Source organism: Amycolatopsis sp. H20-H5, assembly GCF_035828755.1.
Lineage (GTDB): Bacteria > Actinomycetota > Actinomycetes > Mycobacteriales > Pseudonocardiaceae > Amycolatopsis.
The window spans coordinates 81699-100660 of the sequence record NZ_JAYMZS010000016.1; the positions used below are offsets into that span (position 1 = coordinate 81699).

Consider the following 18962-nt stretch of genomic DNA (forward strand, 5'->3'; position numbering starts at 1 on the left):
CGCCGCCTACCAGGCGTTGCTGCCCGACGTGCTGGGCGACGGGGAGCTGTACGTCGCGGGGATGGCGGTCCGCAACGTGACCGTGCAGACCGCGCAGCTGGCGGGGTTCGCCGGTGGCGGCCTGCTGGTGGCAGCGCTTTCCCCGCAGGGCGGCCTGATCGTGGACGCCGTGACGTTCGCCTTGTCGGGCGTGCTGGTGCTGGCCGGGGTCAAGCTGCGCCCGGCCGCCGAGGCCGAGGCGAAGCACAGCATCCTGTGGCAGGCCTGGCATGGCGTCCGGCTGTGCGCGGGTGACCGGGGGCTGAGTTCACTGATCGGGCTGGCCGCGTTGGCGGGGTTGTACATGGCACCCGAGGGCATCGCGGCCCCTTACGCCGCAGGACTTTCCGACGACGGCTTCGCGGTCGGTTTGATCATGGCCGCGGATCCCGCCGGATCGGTGCTGGGCGCGCTCCTCGTGATGAGGGTTCCCGAACGGTGGCGTTTGAACAGCATCGGCGTTCTCGCGGCGGCGACGGGCTTGCCGCTGCTGGTGTGTTTCACCCGGCCGGGGCTGGTTGTCTCACTGGTGGCGTTCGCGATGGTCGGGGTGCTCTCGACGATGTACCTGGTTCCCATGAGCGCCGCGCTGGCCCGCGGCACCGCCAACGAACGTCGCGCCCAGGTGATGGGGCTCTACAGCACCACCGTCGTCACCGCGCAGGGCCTCGGGGCCCTGCTGACGGGTGCGGTCGCGCAGTGGCTGTCCCCCGCCACCGCGATCGCCGTGTCGGGCGTCGCGGTGCTCATTCTGGGCGCACCACTGGCATCGAGGTGGTTGCAGACCCTGGCGGGTGAACCGGCCCGCTGGGCACCCCAGACCGAAGGTATCGGAGGGTAACGGGCTGCGTGCGATCGTGACCTAGCGTGATCACCGGGGCGGGGGTCCGCGGGCCGGGATCGAGGAAGCGTCTCACCACGTTGGGCACACATCGAAGGGGTCACTGGTGAGCGGGCGCTTAGTACGGCAGACTCGGGCGAACATCACTCACTTCTCGACGAAGAGGAGGTCCTTGTGACCGAGTCCCCCACCCGCGTGGCCATCGTGACCGGTGCCGGCCAGGGCATCGGCGCCGCCGTGGCCCAGCGCCTCGCCGCGGACGGCTTCGCCGTCGGCCTGCTGGATCTCAACGAGGCCAACGTCGAACAGGGCGCCAAGGACATCGTCGCCGCGGGCGGCAAGGCGGTCGGTGTCGCCCTCGACGTCTGTGACGCCGGGCAGGTCGACGCGGCCGTCACGAAGGTAGCCGAGGAGCTGGGCGCGCCGACGGTACTGATCAACAACGCCGGGATCACCCGCGACAACCTGCTGTTCAAGATGACCGAGCAGGACTGGGACTCCGTACTCGGCGTGCACCTCAAGGGCTCGTTCCTGATGACGCGCGCCGTGCAGGCCTACCAGACGAAGGAGAAGTGGGGCCGGATCGTCAACCTGTCCAGCACCTCCGCACTGGGCAACCGCGGCCAGGTCAACTACTCCGCGGCCAAGGCGGGCATGCAGGGCTTCACCAAGACCCTCGCGATCGAGCTGGGCAAGTTCGGCGTCACCGCCAACGCGATCGCGCCCGGCTTCATCGCCACGGACATGACCGCGGCGACCGCCGAGCGCATCGGCATGTCCTTCGAGGACTTCAAGGCCGCGGCCGCGTCGCAGATCCCGGTGCAGCGTGTCGGCACCCCCGAGGACATCGCGAACCTCGCGTCCTTCCTGGTCAGCGAGGGTGCCGGGTTCATCTCCGGCCAGGTCATCTACGTCGCCGGCGGGCCGAAGGACTAGGGGGTAAGCAGATGCGCGTCTTCTCCGGACTCGACGAGTTCACCGCCGCCGTCGGCGAGCACCTCGGCTACAGCGAATGGCACACGATCACCCAGGAGCGGGTGCGGCTGTTCGCCGACGCCACCGACGACCACCAGTGGATCCACCTCGACACCGAACGGGCCGCGAAGGGCCCGTTCGGCGGCACGATCGCGCACGGCTACCTGACGTTGTCGCTCATCCCGATGTTCGGCCCGGAGATCTACCGGGTCGACAACCTGACGATGGGCGTCAACTACGGGCTCAACAAGGCCCGCTTCCCGCAGGCGGTGCGGGTCGGCGCGAAGATCCGCGCCGGTGGCGAGCTGCTCGAAGCGACCGACGTGCCCGGCGGCAAGCAGGTCGTGGTGCGCTGGACGATCGAGATCGACGGCGAGGCCAAACCCGCCTGCGTCGCCGAGACCGTCGCCCGCCTGATCGCCTGACCTGGGCATCTACCCCGATCGAGTAAGCGCCCTGTACGACATACCGACTGGTCGGTACTGTGAACGGATAGCCTGAGGAGGCGAGATGAGCCGGACCGACCCGCCGGGCCTTGACCTGGGCCGCTTGCGCGCCCGTCTGGACGAGTCCCTGCCCGGCCTCGTCACCGGGGAACTGGTGGCCGAGGTCGTGCAGGGTGGCCGTTCCAACCTCACCTACGTGGTGGGCGACGGCAACGCGAACTGGGTCGTGCGCAGGCCCCCGCTCGGGCATGTGCTGCCCACCGCGCACGACATGAAACGCGAGTACCGGGTGATCTCCGGGCTGGCGGACACCGCCGTCCCGGTTCCGGAGGCGCTGCTGCTCTGCGAGGACACCGACGTGCTCGGGGCGCCGTTCTACGTGATGGAGTTCGTCGCCGGGACGCCCTACCGGACCGACACCGAGCTGATCCCGCTCGGCCCGGAGCGCACGCGTGCCATCGCGGATTCGCTGGTCGACACACTCGTCGACCTGCACGCGGTGGACCCGGCCTCGGTCGGGCTCGGCGGTTTCGGGCGCCCGGAAGGGTTCCTGGATCGCCAGCTGCGGCGGTGGAAGAAGCAGTACGACGGCTCCCGCAGCCGGGACCTGCCCGGGATCGACGAGCTGCACGACCGGCTCGCGGCGCGGGTGCCGGAGTCCGGCAAGCCGTCGATCATCCACGGCGACTACCGGCTGGACAACGTGCTGGTCGACGGCGACGACCGGATCACCGCGGTGCTGGACTGGGAGATGTCCACCCTCGGCGACCCGCTGACCGACATCGCGCTCATGGTGGCCTACGCCGAGCGCGCGTCGGCAGGCCTGAAGTTCGTGTCCAACGTCAGCGCCGCACCCGGCTACCCGGGCACCGACGAGGTCATCGCGCGCTACGCGGCCCGTTCCGGACGGAACGTGTCGCAGCTCAACTGGTACGTGGGCTTCGCTTTCTTCAAGCTCGCGGTGATCCTTGAAGGCATCTACTTCCGCTTCACCCAGGGCCAGACCGTCGGGTTCGGCTTCGAGGAGATGGGCGCGGGTGTCCTGCCGCTCATCGAACACGGCAACGACATTCTCAAAGAGGAGAGCTGATGGACTTCGCCTACGACGCCAAGACCGAGGAACTGCGCGAGAAGCTCCTCGCGTTCATGGACTCCCACATCTACCCCGCCGAGCCCGTCTTCCGCCAGCAGCTCGAGGAGCGCGAGAACCCGTGGTCGTCGGTGCCGATCGTGGCCGAGCTCAAGGCCGAGGCCCGCAAGCGTGGCCTGTGGAACTTCTTCCTGCCCGGCGACCACGGCGCGGGACTGACGAACCTGCAGTACGCGCCGCTCGCGGAGATCACCGGCCGCAGCCCGCACCTGGCGCCGACCGCGCTCAACTGCGCCGCGCCGGACACCGGGAACATGGAAGTACTGGCCATGTTCGGCAGCGACCAGCAGCGCAAGCAGTGGCTGCAGCCACTGCTGGACGGCGAAATCCGCTCCGCGTTCGCGATGACCGAGCCCGACGTCGCCTCCTCCGACGCGCGCAACATCTCCACCAGCATCAAGCGTGACGGCGACGAGTACGTCATCAACGGCCGCAAGTGGTACATCTCCGGCGCGATGAACCCGAACTGCCAGATCTTCATCGTGATGGGCAAGTCCGACGAGGAAGCCGCTCCGCACCAGCAGCAGAGCATGATCCTGGTCCCCCGCGACACCCCCGGCCTGACCGTCAAGCGCGGCATGCACGTGTTCGGCTACACCGACGGCGACCACGGCGGCCACGCCGAGGTCGAGTTCGAGAACTGCCGGGTGCCCGCGGAGAACCTGCTGACCGAGGAGGGCAGCGGCTTCGCCATCGCGCAGGCCCGCCTCGGCGCGGGCCGGATCCACCACTGCATGCGCCTGATCGGCATGGCCGAGCGCGCGCTGGAACTGCTGTGCCGCCGGACGATGTCGCGCAGCACCTTCGGCAAGCCGATCGCCGAACAGGGCGTGGTGCAGGACTGGATCGCCGAGTCGCGTGTGCGCATCGAGCTGCAACGACTGCTGGTGCTCAAGACCGCGTGGCTGATGGACACCGTCGGCAACCGCGGCGCGCACACCGAGATCCAGGCCATCAAGATCTCCACCCCGTCGGCGGTCGAGTGGATCCTCGACAAGGCCATCCAGGCCCACGGCGCCGGTGGCGTCAGCCAGGACTTCCCGCTGGCCGAGCTGTGGGCGGGCGTCCGCACGCTGCGCCTGGCCGACGGCCCCGACGAGGTGCACAAGCGCTCGCTGGCGCACCGCGAACTCAAGAAGTACCGGACGGAGAGCGCCCGATGACCACCACCACCGTCGGCGCGGACCAGCTGCGCGAACGCGCCCGCGCGCTGCTGGCCGAGCACAACCCCCAGACCACGGAACGGCTGACGTTCCTGCAGGCGCGGTTCGACGCCGGGCTGGCCTGGATCCACTTCCCGGTCGGCCTCGGCGGTCTCGACGCTCCGCGCTCCCTGCAGTCCGTTGTGGACAAGGAATTCGCCGCGGCCGGTGCGCCGGACAACGACCCGCGCCGCATCGGCATCGGACTCGGCATGGCCGCCCCGACCATCCTCGGTTTCGGCACCCAGGAACAGCGCGAGCGGTTCCTCCGTCCACTGTGGACCGGCGAGGAGGTGTGGTGCCAGCTGTTTTCCGAGCCCGGCGCGGGCTCGGACCTGGCGGCACTCGGCACCCGCGCGGTGCGTGACGGCGACGACTGGGTCGTCACCGGCCAGAAGGTGTGGACCTCGGGCGCGCACGCCGCGCGGTTCGCCATCCTGGTCACCCGTACCGACCCGGACGTGCCGAAGCACCAGGGCATGACGTACTTCGTCTGCGACATGCACGCCGAGGGCGTCGAGGTCCGGCCGCTGCGTCAGATCACCGGCGAGGCCGAGTTCAACGAGGTCTTCCTGACCGGGGTGCGGATCCCGGACACCTACCGGCTCGGCGCGGTCGGTGAGGGCTGGAAGGTCGCGCAGACCACGCTGATGAACGAGCGCGTCGCCATCGGCGGCACCGCGATCCCGCGTGAGGGCGGGCTGCTCGGCATCGTCGCGAAGGCGTGGCGGGACAACCCCGGGAAGCGGACGCCGGAGCTGCAGGACAGGCTGCTCAAGCTGTGGGTCGAGGCCGAAACGCTGCGGCTCGCCGGTGGACGGCTGCGCCAGCAGCTCGCCGCCGGGCAGCCCGGCCCGGAAGGCTCGGCGATGAAGCTGGCCTTCGCCGAGCTGAACCAGGCGCTGACCGGGCTGGAGGTCGAATTCCAGGGCGAGGACGGCCTGCGGTACGACGACTGGACCATGCGTCGGCCCGAGCTGGTCGACTTCACCGCCCGCGAAGCCGGTTACCGCTACCTGCGCGCGAAGGGGAACTCCATCGAGGGCGGCACCTCGGAGGTCCTGCGCAACATCATCGCCGAGCGCGTGCTGGGCCTGCCCTCGGAACCGCGCGTCGACAAGGACGTCGCCTGGAAGGACCTCCCCCGATGACGACCACTGAGCCCGGCACCCCGGACCTGCTCTACTCAGAGGTCGAGGAAGACCTGCGCGCCAGCGTGCGCGACCTGTTCGCCGACCAGGCGGGCGCGGCGGCCGTCCTGGCCAGGACCGAGACATCCGAGCCGTACGACCTGAAGCTGTGGCGCACGCTGGCCGCCGACCTCGGCGCGGCCGGGCTGGCGGTGCCCGAGGAACTCGGCGGGCATGGCGCGTCGGCCAGGGAAACCGCGCTGGTCATGGAAGAACTGGGCCGCAGCCTGGCGCCGGTGCCGTTCCTCGGCAGCGTCGTGCTGGCGACTTCGGCGCTGCTCGGCGCCGACACCACGCACGAAGTCGTCGTCGAGCTGCTGGCCAAGCTGGCCGCCGGTGAACTGATCGGCGCGCTGGCAGTCCCGCTTTCGTCCACTCCGGACTCCGCGTTCCCGGAGTCGGTCAAGGTCGACGCCGACGGCACGCTGTCCGGCCGGGTCACCTCGGTCGCGGACGCCTCAGCCGCCGAAGTCCTCATCGTGCCCGCGACGGGCGCGGACGGCCCGGGGCTCTACGCCGTGGAGGCGCCCGCCGCACAGGTCACCGAGGTGATCTCGCTGGACCTCACCCGGCGCATCGCCGACGTCGTCCTGGACAACGCCCCGGCCCGCCAGGTCTCGGACGCGGCGCACGCCCCGGCCGCGCTGAAGCACGCGCTGACGACGGCCGCCGGGCTGCTCGCCTCCGAGCAGCTGGGCATCGCGGACTGGTGCCTCACCGAAACGGTGAAGTACGTGAAGGAGCGCTACCAGTTCGGCCGTCCGGTCGGTTCGTTCCAGTCGCTCAAGCACCGCATGGCGACGTTGTACCTGGAGGTCGTCAACGCGCGCGCCGCCGCCCGGTACGCCGCCGACACGCTGGCCGCCGGACGTGACGACGTCGAGATCGCGGTCGCCGTCGCGCAGGCGCGGTGCTCGCCGATCGCGGTGCACACCGCGGAGGAGGCCATCCAGCTGCACGGCGGGATCGGGATGACCTGGGAGCACCCGGCACACCTGTACCTCAAGCGTGCCAAGAGCGACGAGATCGCGCTCGGCACGGCGGGACGGCACCGCGCGCACCTCGCCACGCTGATCGACCTCACCCTCTGAGGCTGGTGTCGTGACTGGAGCCGGGTCGCGGCTCCAGTCACGACACACGTCAGCCGTTGCCGCGCTTTCCTGGAGCCGCATCACCTCCCGACGGCCCGCACCCCCGCTTCGGCCAGCCTGACGGCGAGGCGGAGGTCGTCGGCGAAGGCCTCGGGCTGTTCCCAGGCCGCGAAGTGGCCTCCGGCGGGGTGCTCCACGTACTCGCGGACGTTCAGGAAGTCCTCCGCGTAGCCGCGTGGCGCCGGTTTGATGTCCTGCGGGAACAGGGAGAGCACGGTCGGCGTGTCGACGCGCTCGGGGAGGGCGCACGGCTCGGTGTAGGTGGCGAACGAACTGCCGATCGTGCCGCTGACCCAGTAGGCGGTGACCCAGGTGAGGATTTCGTCCGGGGTGAAGGCCGACTCGCCGGACCAGGCCTCCAGCTTCTCGGCGAGCCACGCCAAGAGCCCCGCGGGCGAGTCTCCGAGGGCGACGGCGAGCGTGTTCGGCCGCGTCGACTGCTCGGCGATGTACCCGCCTTCGGCCCGGAACCACTGTGCCGCCCGGCCGAGGTACGCGACCGCGTCGGGCGGGAGCTTCGCCGGGTCCGCGGTGGCCGCACGCTGGGGGGAGACGTTCGTCAGGTGCAGGGCCGCCACCCTGTCCGGGTGCGCGGCCGCGAGGATCTCCGCGACGGTGCCGCCCACGTCGCCGCCGGACACGGTGTAGCGCGGGTAGCCGAGCTCGTCGAGGGCGTCCGCGACGACCACGGCGATCCGCCCGGCCGACATGCCGGGCGTGGTGAGCGGCGGCGCGAACGGGAAGCCCGGCAACGCGGGCACCACCACGTGCACGTCGGTGAGCAGGGGCAGGACGCGCTCGAAGCGCAGCACGGAGTCCGGCCAGCCGTGCAGCAGCACGACCGCCGGGGCAGCGGGATCCGCGGCTCGCTGGTGGATCGCGCGCAGCTCGGTGCCGCGTGCCCGCACTGTCACCCAGGGGAGCTCGCGGATGCGGCGCTCGTGGACGCCCCAGTCGTACCCGTCCGCCCAGCGGCCGAGCAGTTCGTCGACGCGGGCGCCGCCGATGCCGCGTGCCGGGTCGTCGCTCCACGGCGTCTCGACGCGCCGTGTCAGCCGGAGTCGTTCGCGTAGGTCGTGGTTCATGTGTACGAGCGTACACATAAAGTGTATGCTCGTACACATGACAGTTCGCGACGCGGCCGCCACCCGGCAGCGGATCCTGGAGCACGCGCGACGCCGGTTCGCCCGGCACGGGTACGCGGCGATCACCGTCAAGGGCGTGGCCGACGCCGCGGGCGTGTCGCCGAACCTCATCACCCGCTACTTCGGCGGCAAGGACGGCCTCTTCCTGGCGGCGACCCGGGTGGAGCTCCCGGTCTCGGACTCCTTCGACGGCGACCGGTCCACGCTCGGCGCACGCCTGGCCGCGAGCATCGTGCGGCGCTGGTTCGGCGCGCCCGGCGAGGACCCCTTGCTCGTGCTGCAGCGCGCCGCGGGAGAGCGCCCGGAGGCGGCGGAGGCGCTGGCGTCCTTCCTCGACGCGAACTCGCTGGAGCCGCTCCACCACCACCTGCGCGACAGCGGCCTGGACGACGCGAGCGCCCGCGGCCGGGCCGCGGCGATCGACGCCTTCGTGCTCGGCGTCTCGACCCGCCGCCGCGTGCTGCGCGCCGAACTCGGCGAGCCCGCCGCCCTGGAGGCGTGGCTCGGCGCGACGATCCAGCGCCTGGCCGACGGCTGAGTGGTTGGTTTCGGAGGTTCTTCGGGGGGTCTTGGCGATTTTCGTGTGTCCGAGCGTGGGACTCGCCCCCGTGAACGTGGAACTCGCATGCCTGAGTGTGGGACTCGCCGCACGGCGCGCAGTTCCTCCGCGAGTCCCACACTCAGGAAGCCGAGTCCCACACTCGAGCGAAACAGACCACGCTCCACCGACACCCCCGAAGAGTCTCCGATGCGGGGCCGCGCGCGACTCACCAAACCGGGCGCTCACCTGCACCCTGAACCGGTACCGCGGCGCGACGGACGACGAATGCCCAAGGGAGCCGCGTGATTCCGCTCCTGCTGGACCGCCTCGCGCGCCAGTGAGTTGCGTCCGGTTCACCCCGGGCGCGACACTCACGACATGCGAGCGTCCCGGCTGGTCTCCCTCCTGCTCCTGCTGCAGACCCGGGGGCGGCTGACGGCGCGGCAGCTCGCGGACGAGCTCGAGGTGTCGGTGCGGACGATCTACCGGGACGTCGAATCCCTGCACACCGCAGGCGTGCCGCTCTACGGCGACGCCGGGCACGCCGGCGGTTACCAGCTCCTCGACGGCTACCACACCAGGCTCACCGGCCTGACCACCGAAGAGGCCGAGTCCCTGTTCCTCACCGGGTTGCCCGGCCCGGCCGCGGAACTCGGGCTCGGCACCGCCGTCGCCGCCACGCGCCTGAAACTGACCGCCGCGCTGCCGCCGGAACTGCGCGACCGGGCCGGTCGGCTGCGGGAACGGTTCCACCTCGACATGCCGAACTGGTACACCGACGGCGAGGAGACCCCGCGGCTCACCGGCGCCGCGAACGCGGTGTGGACGCAGCGGCGGATCCGGGTGCACTACCGGCGCTGGAAGGAACCCACCGACGTCACCCGCACGCTGGACCCGTACGGGCTGGTGCTGAAGGCCGGGCGCTGGTACCTGGTCGCGGGCGCCGACGGCCGCGTCCGCACCTACCGGGTGTCGCAGATCCTCGAGCTGACCGTGCTGGACGAGGACTTCCCCCGCCCCGACGGCTTCGACCTCGCCGCCCACTGGCAGTCCTCGCTGGCCGATTTCGAACTCCGGCGCCATACCGGCGAAGCCGTGGTCCGGTTCTCCCCCACCGCGCTGCTCCAGCTGCCCGACATGCTGGGCACGGTGGCCCGGCGCTCGATCGAACGGACCGCCGAGGCGCCCGACGCACAGGGCTGGGTCCAGGCCGTGGTGCCGTTCGAATCGCTCGGCCACGCCCTCGGCGAGTTCCTGCGTTTCGGCGGCGAGGTCGAGGTGCTCGGCCCTCCGGAGCTGCGCGAACGGCTCACTCGCACCGCCGCCGAACTAGCCAGGATCTATTGCGTGCCAACACTTTCCGCGAGCTGATCACAAACTGTCGGTGCCCACTGGTATTCCTGTTCGAACAAGTGATCGAACAGGGAGGAAGCCAGGATGAAACTGCTCGTGGCCACGGCCAGGACCCAGGGCCGCCGGAAGAACGACTTCCACTTCTGCGTGGAGGGCGAGCTCGTCTGGATCGGCATGGTGTGCACCGCCGACGAACAGGACCCCGACGGCGGCTGCGGGTGCGGCCGGGCGTTCGGTGGGCTGGACTCCCGCCGCTCGACGACGACGGCGCTGGTGGCGGAGGTGCCGGGGTTCAGCGCCGGGGACTACGTCGAGGCCATCCGGTCGAGCATCGGCCACCAGGGCTGGGACCCGAGCCTCGCCGAGGAGATAGCCCACGGCCAGCTCGAGCTCATCCGTGACTGGCCACCCGGCACGGTGGTGGAGAGACGGCTGGACGAGTTCGTCCCCCGGCCGTCGCGGGAAGGCGACCGCCCGTGAACTCACTTTCACTGAGGCGGGCGGAGCGCGTCCAGCAGGAGGTCCGAGTAGTGGTCGCCGACCTGGCGCGCCGAGAGCGAGCCGCTGCGCCGATACCAGGAGCCGAGGTGGTGCACGGAGCCGAAGAAGAAGTCGACGATGACGTCGGCGGGCTTGTCGCCGCGGAACTCCCCCGTCGCCTGGCCCTCTTCGACCAGCGTGCGGAAGCGCTCGTGGTACTTGCGCCGCTCGGCGCGGACGGCCTTCTGCTTCTCCGTGCCGAGCTGGTGCATCGACTGCATGAAGATGGTGTTGTCGTCCAGGTTCGCGATCGTGCTCACCACGACGTCGGAGGCGGCCGTGGCGAGGCGCTCCCGCACCGGGGCCGCCGAGGAGGCGACCTTTTCCAGCTGCTCGGTCTGCTCGCGCAGGACGCGGGCGTAGATCTCGTAGAGCAGGTCGTCCTTGGAGCCGAAGTAGTGATACATCGCGCCCTTGGTGACGCCCGCGGCCTCGACGATCTCCTGCACCGAGGTCCGGTCGAACCCCTTCTTGGCGAAGAGTTTCGTCGCGTGGGAAAGCAGCCGCCTCGGCACCGAGGACTGGTCTTCGCCGGAGACCTGGCCCAGCGGCTTGCGGGTGTTGGCTCGAGTCATCGCCGGGCCCCCTTCGTCTTGCCCGGTCCAGAGCATACCGGTCGGTCTGTCCAGTACCCCGTGAAGACGCGGTCAGTAGCCGCCGGAGTGCTCGAAAAACCGCCGGGGATTGTCCACCAGCATCGTGGTGATGTCCGTTTCGGAGACCCCGCGTTCCCGCAGCGCGGGCAGCACATCGCGGGTGATGTGGAGGTAGTGCCAGTTGGGTGCGAGCACGGGCAGCTGGTCGTGGTCGAGCCAGTCGATGTAGCAGGAGGCGTCGTGCGAGAGCACCATGCTGCCCGCGTACCCGCGCTCGCACAGCGCGGCCACGGTGGCGACCCGGTCTTCGAACGGCAGGAGCAGGTCCAGCCCGAAGCGGTCCATCCCGAGCAGCGAACCCCGGTCCGCGAGCTCGGTCAGGTAGTCCAGGTCGGTGGTGTCGCCGCAGTGCCCGATGAGCACCCGCCCCAGGTCGACCCCTTCGGAGTCGAGCACCGCCTGCTGCTCCAGTCCCCGCCGGGAGACCGCGTGCGAGTGGGTCATGATCGGCGCCCCGGTCGTCCGGTGCGCCTTCGCGACGGCCCGCAGCACCCGCTCGACCCCGGGCGTCACCCCCTCGGCGTCGGTCGCGCACTTGAGGAAGGCCGCCTTCACCGTGGTGCCCGCGATGCCCTCGGTGATGTCCCCGACGAACATCCCGACCAGCGGGTCCTCGCCGCCCAGCATCGTGCCAGGACCGCGGAAGTGCAGGTAGTGCGGCACGTCGTTGTAGGTGTAGAGCCCGGTGGCGACCACGATGGCGACGTCGACCTCGGCGGCGATCCGCGCCACCCGGGGGATGTAGCGGCCGAGGCCGATCACCGTCGGGTCGACGATGGTGTCGATCCCGGCGGCGGCCAGCTCGGTGAGCTTCCGGATCGCCGCGGGGATCTGCTCCCGCTCGTCGAACCCCTCGTGCGCGGGGTAGTTCTCGACGAACTCCGGACTCAGCACGAACAGGTGCTCGTGCATGAGCACCCGGCCGAGCGCCGCCGTGTCCAGCGCGCCGGTCGCGGTCTCCACCGTCGGCATGCTGGCTTCTCCCTATTTCCGTCCCTATTTCCGTCCCTATTTCCGGTCCCGCAGTTCGCGGCGCAGGATCTTGCCGCTCACCGTCTTCGGCAGCTCGTCGAGCACCACCACGTCGCGCGGGTACTTGTAGGCCGCGAGCCGTTCCTTGCAGTAGGCGACGAGTTCCAGCGGATCGGCCGTGGAACCCGGCCGAGCACTGACGTACGCCTTCACGGTCTCACCGCGGTAGTCGTCAGGCACCCCGACGACGGCGGCCTCCCGCACCGCCGGGTGGGTGTAGAGCACGTCCTCGACCTCGCGCGGCCAGACCTTGAACCCGGAGGCGTTGATCATGTCCTTCTTGCGGTCGACGACGTAGACCCAGCCGTCCGGGTCCATGAAACCGATGTCCCCGGTGAGCAGGCGCCCGCCCGGCAGTGCGGCGGCCGTGGCCTCGGGCTGGTTCCAGTAGCCCGGCACGACCATCGGGCCCTCGACGGCGATCTCGCCCGCCTCGCCGGGCGGTTGCTCCCGGCCGTCCTCGCCGAGGATGCGCACGATCGTGTCCGGCATCGGCAGCCCGATCGAGATGGTGCCCGAGGCCGGGTCGATCGGCGCCTCCCTGGTGCCGGGTACGACGACGCAGCCCGCGGTGGTCTCGGTGAGTCCGTAGCCGTTGTGGATGTAGTGGCCGAACCGTTCCCGGAAGGTGGTGACCACGGCAAGTGGCAGCGCGGCGCCGCCGGAGTACAGCATGGTGAAGGAGGCGAAGTGCTCAGTGCTGACGTCCGGATGCGCCATCAGCGCCATGTAGGCCGTCGAAGGCCCCACGGTGTAGGTGGGTTTGTGCTCGAGGAAGGCGTCGAGCACGACACCCGGTTCGAAGCGGTAGGCCAGCACCAGCTTACCGCCGGTGTCGATCGCCGAGGCGATCTCGCCCACGAGCCCGGTGATGTGAAACAGCGGCGCGAGGCCGAACAGCACGGCTCCGGCGCCGAGGCCACCGAAGGAGCTCATCACGGCCGCGTTGGTCGCGACGTTGCCATGTGTGTTGGTGGCGCCCTTCGGCCTGCCGCTGGTGCCGGAGGTGTAGCTGATCAGGGCGACGTCGCCGGGCAGGAGCCCCGGGTCCGGCGGCGGCACGGAAGTCGCGCGCGCGACCTCCAGCAGATCCACCGCGCCCTCGGTGGCCTGGCGGCGCACCTTGGCGAAGACGCGGGGGTCGTCGCGGGTCTGGAAGTCGAGCTCGCTGGTGGTCAGCGCGATCCGGACCTCGCTTTCGGCCACCACGCCCGCGAGGCGGTTCCACCCGCTCTGCGAACCGGCGAAGGCGCGCACTCCGGCGTCGGAGAGCACATGCTCCAGTTCCCGTTCGCGGTACATCGGGTTGACCGGGACGACGATGCCGCCCGCCTTCCAGGCCCCGAGCAGGGCGAGCACGAACTGCGGGATGTTCTGCAGCATGATCGCCAGCCGGTCCCCGGCGGTGAATCCCTGGGCCAGCAGGTACTGCGCCACCCCGTTCGAGAGCTCGTCGACCTCGCGGTAGGTCAGGTGTGCGTCGAAGTAACTGATGGCGGTGACGTCCGGCGAGCGGTCGGCGGTGCGGCGGAAGGCCGCCACCATGGTGGTCGCCGCCACCGGTGCGGCCACCCTTGTCCGCTCATCGTAGGAAACCAGCCAGGGTTTCGTCTCGTACCAGCTACTCACTCAGCGACCTCCGTCAGGCACCGACCAGTCGGTATGCCGACGCTAGAAGCGTTCTCAGCCGCCGTCAAGCCTTCGACGAGAGCACTAAGCGAACCCTTAGCATCAAGGGGACCAAAGGAGGTCACTGTGCCCGAGTCGCTCACTGAGTCGTTTGTGGATGGTGTGCGGTACGAGGTGACGAGCACCGTCGCCACGCTCACCTTCGACAAGCCCGAGCGCAGCAACGCGATGGACCAGCCGATGCAGGTCCGCTACGGCTCGCTGCTGCGCGCCGCGGACGCCGACCCGGCGGTCCGCGCGGTGGTCGTGACGGGCCGGGGCCGCGCGTTCTGCCCCGGCGCCGACCTCGGCCTGCTCGGCGACATCTCGAACGCGCCACCCACCGGAACCGGCGAACACGAGGGCTTCCGCAACGTGCTGGCCGCCGCACTGGTGGGCGTGCCGGTCGTGGCCGCGATCAACGGCGGCTGCGCCGGGCTCGGCTTCGTGCTGGCCTGCGCCGCCGACGTCCGGTTCGCGGCAGCCGGGGCCAAGTTCACCACCGCCTTCTCCCGGCGCGGGCTCATCGCCGAGTACGGCGTCGCGAAGCTGCTCACCGAGCTGCTCGGCCGCGGCCGGGCGCTCGACCTGCTGCTGTCCGGCCGCACCTTCACCGCGGAACAAGCCCTCGAATACGGCCTCGTACAGGAAGTCGTCGCACCGGAACTGCTACACGAAACGGCTCACGACTACGCCCGCGAGCTGGCGACCCACAGCGCCCCACGGTCGATGGCGATCATGAAGCAGCAGCTCGCCCGCGAGCCAGGGCTGCCACTGGAGGACGCGGCCCGCGAGGCGACGGCCCTGATGCTCGAATCCTTCACCCGCCCCGAACTGTCCGAGGGCCTGGCAAGCTGGAACGAACGCCGCCCACCGCACTTCCTCCCGCACACCACCACTTAGCCACGCCATGGCGGCCACACCCGCGCCACACCCGAACTCGATGGTCCCTGAAGGCCACCATGACGGCGTTAAACGCCGTCATGGTGGCCTTCAGGGACCATCAGATCCGGCGGACGGTCACTGCGCAGGCCCCTACTCCTGCTCGCTGAGCACCTGCTCGATCTTGCGTTGCAGCTTGTTCATCCCGCCGAGCCAGCGGTCGGTGTCCGTCGCGCGCGCCGTGTAGTACTCGGCGACCTCCGGATGCGGCAGCACCAGGAACCGCTTCTCGTCGATGGCCGTGAACAGCGCGTCCGCGACCTGCTCTGGCTCGATGGCGGAGGCGCCCATCAGCAGGTCGCCCGCCTTCCCGGCACCCTCCAGCATCGCGGTGCGGACGCCCTGCGGACAGACCGCCTGCACGGTCAGGCCCCGGTGGCGGTAGGTGGCGGACAGGTACTCCGCGAACGCCAGCGCGCCGTGCTTGGTGACCGAGTACGGCGCCGAGCCCAGGCTGCTGAGCAGCCCGGCGGCCGAGACCGTCGCGATGAAGTGCCCGCGACCGCGCTCGAGCCAGGTCGGCAGCAGCAGCTTCGCGGCGCGGACGTGCGCCATGACGTTGACGTCCCAGGTGCGCGCCCACACATCCTCGGGGCTCTCTTCACCGCCCCGCGGCGCGATGCCCGCGTTGGCGCAGAAGACGTCGATCTCGCCCAGCGCTTCACGCGCCTGCTCGATCAGGCTCGCGACACCGGCTTCGCCCGCGACGTCGCCCACGATCGCCGTGCCGCCGACCTCCTTCGCGGTCTCGGTGACCTTGCCCTCGTCGAGGTCAGCCACGACCAGTCTCGCGCCCTCGGCGGCGAAGCGGCGGGCCAGTGCCCGGCCGATGCCACCGCCACCGCCGGTGATGACCACCCCGGCGCCGGAGATCCCGCTGGTCACAGGCCACCGCCGAGGGTGATGCCGCCGTCGAGCACGAGCGTCTGCCCGGTGATCCAGCCCGCCTCGTCCGAAAGCAGGAACGCGACCGCGCCCGCGATGTCGGACGGCACGCCGAGCCGCTTCATCGGGTACACCGAGGCGACCTCCTCCTCGCGGCCCTCGTACAGCGCGGTGGCGAACTTCGTCTTCACCACGGCCGGGGCTACGGCGTTGACGCGGATCTTCGGGCCGAGCTCGGCACCGAGTTCCATGGTCAGCCGGATCAGCGCGGCCTTGCTCACGCCGTACATGCCGATGCCCTGCGAGGCGCGGATCCCGGCGACCGAGGCTACGTTGACCACCGAGCCGCCGTGTTCACCCATCCAGGCGTCGCGGGCCCGTTTGGTCCACGCGAGCGGGGCCAGCACGTTGACCGCGAGGATCTTGGCCGCGGCCTCGGGGTCGACGTCGAGCGCCGGGCCGTAGACGGGGTTGATGCCGGTGTTGTTGACCAGCATGTCCAGCCTGCCGAAAGCCTCGATCGTCTTCTCGACGGCGTCGGCCTGGTGGGCGGTGTCGTCGGCCTTGCCGGGCACCGCGATGGCCACGCCCGGCCCGCCGAGCTCGTTGACGGCCTCGGCCAGCGCTTCGGGCTTGCGCGCGGTGATGCACACCTTGGCGCCGCGCTCGACCAGTTCCTTCGCGATGCCGAGCCCGATACCGCGGCTGGCGCCGGTGACGATCGCGACGCGATCCTTGAACGAGTTCACTGCTGTGTCTCCTGTTCTTGCCGCCTATGCTGGCTAAGCGCCCGCTTACAATGGAAAGGATCGGGCAGACCTGTCAAGCCCGCCACCGCTGACGCGGGAATCTGGAAGGATCGGCCGATGACCATCTCGCTGTCCGCGGAGCTGTGGCCGGAGGTCCAGCCCGAAGCGGCACGGCGGCTGATGCTGGCCGGGGTCGAGTCCTTCGCGCGCCGGGGGTACCACGCGACCACGACCAGGGACATCGCGAGCGCGGCCGGGATGAGCCCCGCCGCGCTGTACGTGCACTTCCCGTCGAAGGCGGCGCTGCTGTTCGCGATCAGCCGCAGCGGGCACGAGCAGACGCTCGGGCTGGTCGAGGACGTCGTCGCGCGGGTGGCCGACCCGGTGGAGCGCATCGGCCTGATCGTCGAGGACTTCGTGGCCTGGCACGCGCGGCGGCACACCGTCGCCCGGGTCGTCCAGTACGAGCTGCAGGCCCTGCCGGACGAGGAGTACGAGGTCGTCGCCGAGCTGCGCCGCGGCATCGAGCGGATCGTGCGCGAGGTCATCACCGAGGGCGCCGGTTCGGGCTTGTTCACCGTGGGCGACCCGCACACCGCGGCACGGGCCGTGCTCTCGCTCGGGGTCGACGTGGCGCGCTGGTACAGCGACCGCTCGCGGCAGACCCCGCAGGAACTCGGGCAGGAGTACCGCGAGCTCGTGCTGCGCATGCTGGGCACCAGCACCTCCTGACCTCGTCCGCGCCGACTCGGCCGAACCCTACCGGCACTCACCCGGCATACCAACTGGTCGGTATCCAGAAGTACCCCCGATGAGACGTTGACCACATACTAAGCGGTTGGTAACTTGCGCGGACTGCCGCACGGACCACGAAGCCGTGGTCACCTTCGACCGAAGGGCGCAAGACATGGCCGAGCTCTCCCCGACCCTGTCCACCTCCACCCGGCAACGCCGTCGCGCGGCCACCGCGGCGGCACTGGCCGCCTCGGTCGAGTGGTACGACTACTTCGTCTTCGGCATCGCCGCGGCACTCGTGTTCGGCAAGACTTTTTTCCCCTCCGCCAGCCCTGCGGCGGGAGTGCTCGCCTCCTTCGCCACCTTCGCCGTCGGGTTCCTCGCCCGGCCGATCGGCGGCGCCATCGCCGGCAACCTCGGCGACAAACGCGGCCGTAAACCGGTGCTGGTGCTCGCGGTCGCGCTGATGGGACTGGCGACCACCGGCATCGGCCTGCTGCCGACGTACGCCTCGATCGGCATCGCCGCGCCGATCCTGCTGGTGCTGCTGCGGCTCGTGCAGGGCATCGCCGTCGGCGCGCAGTGGGGTGGCGCGATGCTGCTGGCGACCGAATACGCGCCGCCGGGCAAGCGCGGGCTGTACGGCAGCCTGGTGCAGCTGGGCGTCCCGATCGGTGTGGTGCTCGCGAACTCCGTGTTCCTGCTGGCGGCCAAGTTCGCGCCGCCGTCGGACTTCCTGTCCTGGGCCTGGCGGATCCCGTTCCTGATCGGCATCCTCGTGCTGGGGCTGGCCTGGTACATCCACGTCAAGGTCGACGAGACGCCCGAATACCTTGCGGCGGAAGCGAAACTCGCCTCGCAGCAGCGTGAGCGCGGCCCGTCGCCGCTGCGGCAGGTGCTGCGCCACCACCTCGGCACGGTGCTGCTGGCCGGCGGCTCGTTCGCGGTCAACACGGCGACGTTCTACATCCTGCTGACCGGCACCCTCGACTACGCCACCCGTGATCTCGGCATGTCACGGACCACGGTGCTCACCGCGACGCTGCTCATCAGCTGCACCCAGCTGGCGATCATCCCGTTGTCGGCGAGCCTGTCCGACCGGATCGGCCGGATCAGGATCTACGCCTTCGGCGCCGTCGGGCTGCTGGTCTGGGCGGTGCCGATGTTCCTGCTCATCGACACCGCGTCACTGCTGTGGTTCGTGGTGGCGTCGTTCGTCGGGAGCCTGTTCCTGAGCATCATGTACGGCCCGCAGGCGGCGCTGTTCGCCGAGCTGTTCACCCCGGAAATGCGGTACACGGGCGCTTCGCTGGGCTACCAGCTCAGCGCTGTCGTCGGCGGCGGGCTCGCGCCGTTCGTGATGGTGCTGCTGCTGGAAGCCACCGGGACGTCGATGTCGGTCTCGGCGTACATCATCGGGCTGGCGGTCATCGCGCTCGCGTCGATCGCGGTGCTCGCCAAGCGGGCGCGGGCGGTGCCACCGATCCCGGCCCGGTCCACGGATCGCGCGCGCGAGGCGGTCGGCGACCAGCCGTAACCGCTCCCGCGGCGGAAACGCCTTAAAAGGTCCGTTCATCGCGCGGTCTCGTTCCCACGATGCACCGTGCCACGCCCGGAACCCGGATCTTGCCGTCCGTCTCGAACGCGCTCACCGCCGACATGGCCTGTGCCCGAATCCGTCCCGCGCCGGTGCGTCGACCCGCGCAAGCGCCGCGACCGCCA

19 protein-coding genes are annotated in these 18962 nt (G+C 70.4%); 13 read left to right on the forward strand and 6 right to left on the reverse strand.

Features of this window, described 5'->3' with window-relative positions:
- Positions 1-16: 16 nt before the first annotated feature.
- The 7 genes from QMK34_RS12505 to QMK34_RS12535 all read left to right on the forward strand — a co-directional run bounded on the left by QMK34_RS12505 (position 17) and on the right by QMK34_RS12535 (position 6934).
- Positions 17-880 (forward strand): MFS transporter, encoded by an 864-nt coding sequence (locus QMK34_RS12505; protein ID WP_326413991.1) that lies wholly within the window; start codon positions 17-19, stop codon positions 878-880.
- Between the two features lie 174 nt (positions 881-1054).
- Entirely contained in the window at positions 1055-1816 is a 762-nt protein-coding gene (gene fabG / locus QMK34_RS12510) for a 3-oxoacyl-ACP reductase FabG (protein ID WP_326413992.1), read from the forward strand.
- 11 nt (positions 1817-1827) lie between these two features.
- Positions 1828-2280 carry a MaoC family dehydratase gene (locus tag QMK34_RS12515; RefSeq protein ID WP_326413993.1) on the forward strand — a complete coding sequence of 151 codons (453 nt, stop codon included), beginning with the start codon at positions 1828-1830 and terminating at the stop codon, positions 2278-2280.
- An 85-nt stretch (positions 2281-2365) separates the two neighbouring features.
- Positions 2366-3391: a phosphotransferase family protein gene (locus tag QMK34_RS12520; RefSeq protein WP_326413994.1), complete on the forward strand. Its 1026-nt coding sequence runs from the start codon at positions 2366-2368 to the stop codon at positions 3389-3391.
- On the forward strand, positions 3391-4614 hold the full coding sequence (locus tag QMK34_RS12525; RefSeq protein ID WP_326413995.1) for an acyl-CoA dehydrogenase family protein: 1224 nt from the start codon (positions 3391-3393) through the stop codon (positions 4612-4614). Before QMK34_RS12520 ends, QMK34_RS12525 begins: the two co-directional genes overlap by 1 nt.
- Positions 4611-5804 (forward strand): acyl-CoA dehydrogenase family protein, encoded by a 1194-nt coding sequence (locus QMK34_RS12530; RefSeq protein ID WP_326413996.1) that lies wholly within the window; start codon positions 4611-4613, stop codon positions 5802-5804. The genes QMK34_RS12525 and QMK34_RS12530 overlap by 4 nt, the downstream gene beginning before the upstream one ends.
- Positions 5801-6934, forward strand: a complete 1134-nt coding sequence (locus tag QMK34_RS12535) for an acyl-CoA dehydrogenase family protein (RefSeq protein WP_326413997.1) — start codon at positions 5801-5803, stop codon at positions 6932-6934. The genes QMK34_RS12530 and QMK34_RS12535 overlap by 4 nt, the downstream gene beginning before the upstream one ends.
- 80 nt (positions 6935-7014) lie before the next feature.
- Here the strand turns inward: QMK34_RS12535 and QMK34_RS12540 are convergent, their stop codons facing one another.
- Positions 7015-8079: an alpha/beta fold hydrolase gene (locus tag QMK34_RS12540; protein WP_326413998.1), complete on the reverse strand. Its 1065-nt coding sequence runs from the start codon at positions 8077-8079 to the stop codon at positions 7015-7017.
- 37 nt (positions 8080-8116) lie between these two features.
- On the opposite strand from QMK34_RS12540, the gene QMK34_RS12545 reads away from it, so the two are divergent.
- The 3 genes from QMK34_RS12545 to QMK34_RS12555 all read left to right on the forward strand — a co-directional run bounded on the left by QMK34_RS12545 (position 8117) and on the right by QMK34_RS12555 (position 10513).
- The gene (locus tag QMK34_RS12545) at positions 8117-8677 is read left to right on the forward strand and encodes a TetR/AcrR family transcriptional regulator (RefSeq protein WP_326413999.1); all 561 of its coding nucleotides are present in this window, start codon (positions 8117-8119) and stop codon (positions 8675-8677) included.
- A gap of 381 nt (positions 8678-9058) precedes the next feature.
- On the forward strand, positions 9059-10051 hold the full coding sequence (locus QMK34_RS12550; RefSeq protein ID WP_326414000.1) for a helix-turn-helix transcriptional regulator: 993 nt from the start codon (positions 9059-9061) through the stop codon (positions 10049-10051).
- A 66-nt stretch (positions 10052-10117) separates the two neighbouring features.
- A complete protein-coding gene (locus QMK34_RS12555; RefSeq protein WP_326414001.1) occupies positions 10118-10513 on the forward strand; it encodes a DUF7715 family protein in 396 nt (131 codons plus the stop codon).
- 8 nt (positions 10514-10521) lie between these two features.
- Here QMK34_RS12555 and QMK34_RS12560 read toward each other — a convergent pair whose 3' ends face one another.
- From QMK34_RS12560 to QMK34_RS12570, 3 genes are all read right to left on the reverse strand, one after another.
- Positions 10522-11148, reverse strand: coding sequence for a TetR/AcrR family transcriptional regulator (locus tag QMK34_RS12560; RefSeq protein WP_326414002.1), 627 nt, complete (start codon positions 11146-11148; stop codon positions 10522-10524).
- A 72-nt stretch (positions 11149-11220) separates the two neighbouring features.
- On the reverse strand, positions 11221-12201 hold the full coding sequence (locus tag QMK34_RS12565; RefSeq protein WP_326414003.1) for a phosphotriesterase family protein: 981 nt from the start codon (positions 12199-12201) through the stop codon (positions 11221-11223).
- 36 nt (positions 12202-12237) lie between these two features.
- Positions 12238-13890 carry a class I adenylate-forming enzyme family protein gene (locus QMK34_RS12570; RefSeq protein ID WP_326414004.1) on the reverse strand — a complete coding sequence of 551 codons (1653 nt, stop codon included), beginning with the start codon at positions 13888-13890 and terminating at the stop codon, positions 12238-12240.
- Between the two features lie 126 nt (positions 13891-14016).
- Here QMK34_RS12570 and QMK34_RS12575 point away from each other — a divergent pair, with 126 nt between their 5' ends.
- On the forward strand, positions 14017-14832 hold the full coding sequence (locus QMK34_RS12575; RefSeq protein ID WP_326414006.1) for an enoyl-CoA hydratase-related protein: 816 nt from the start codon (positions 14017-14019) through the stop codon (positions 14830-14832).
- 132 nt (positions 14833-14964) lie between these two features.
- Here the strand turns inward: QMK34_RS12575 and QMK34_RS12580 are convergent, their stop codons facing one another.
- Positions 14965-15756, reverse strand: a complete 792-nt coding sequence (locus QMK34_RS12580) for an SDR family oxidoreductase (RefSeq protein ID WP_326414008.1) — start codon at positions 15754-15756, stop codon at positions 14965-14967.
- On the reverse strand, positions 15753-16505 hold the full coding sequence (locus QMK34_RS12585; protein WP_326414009.1) for an SDR family oxidoreductase: 753 nt from the start codon (positions 16503-16505) through the stop codon (positions 15753-15755). Before QMK34_RS12585 ends, QMK34_RS12580 begins: the two co-directional genes overlap by 4 nt.
- Before the next feature lie 117 nt (positions 16506-16622).
- Between QMK34_RS12585 and QMK34_RS12590 the strand changes: the two genes are divergently transcribed.
- Together QMK34_RS12590 and QMK34_RS12595 are read left to right on the forward strand one after the other, a co-directional pair.
- Positions 16623-17237 carry a TetR/AcrR family transcriptional regulator gene (locus QMK34_RS12590; RefSeq protein WP_326414010.1) on the forward strand — a complete coding sequence of 205 codons (615 nt, stop codon included), beginning with the start codon at positions 16623-16625 and terminating at the stop codon, positions 17235-17237.
- 175 nt (positions 17238-17412) lie between these two features.
- Positions 17413-18777: an MFS transporter gene (locus QMK34_RS12595; RefSeq protein WP_326414011.1), complete on the forward strand. Its 1365-nt coding sequence runs from the start codon at positions 17413-17415 to the stop codon at positions 18775-18777.
- Positions 18778-18962 lie beyond the last annotated feature (185 nt).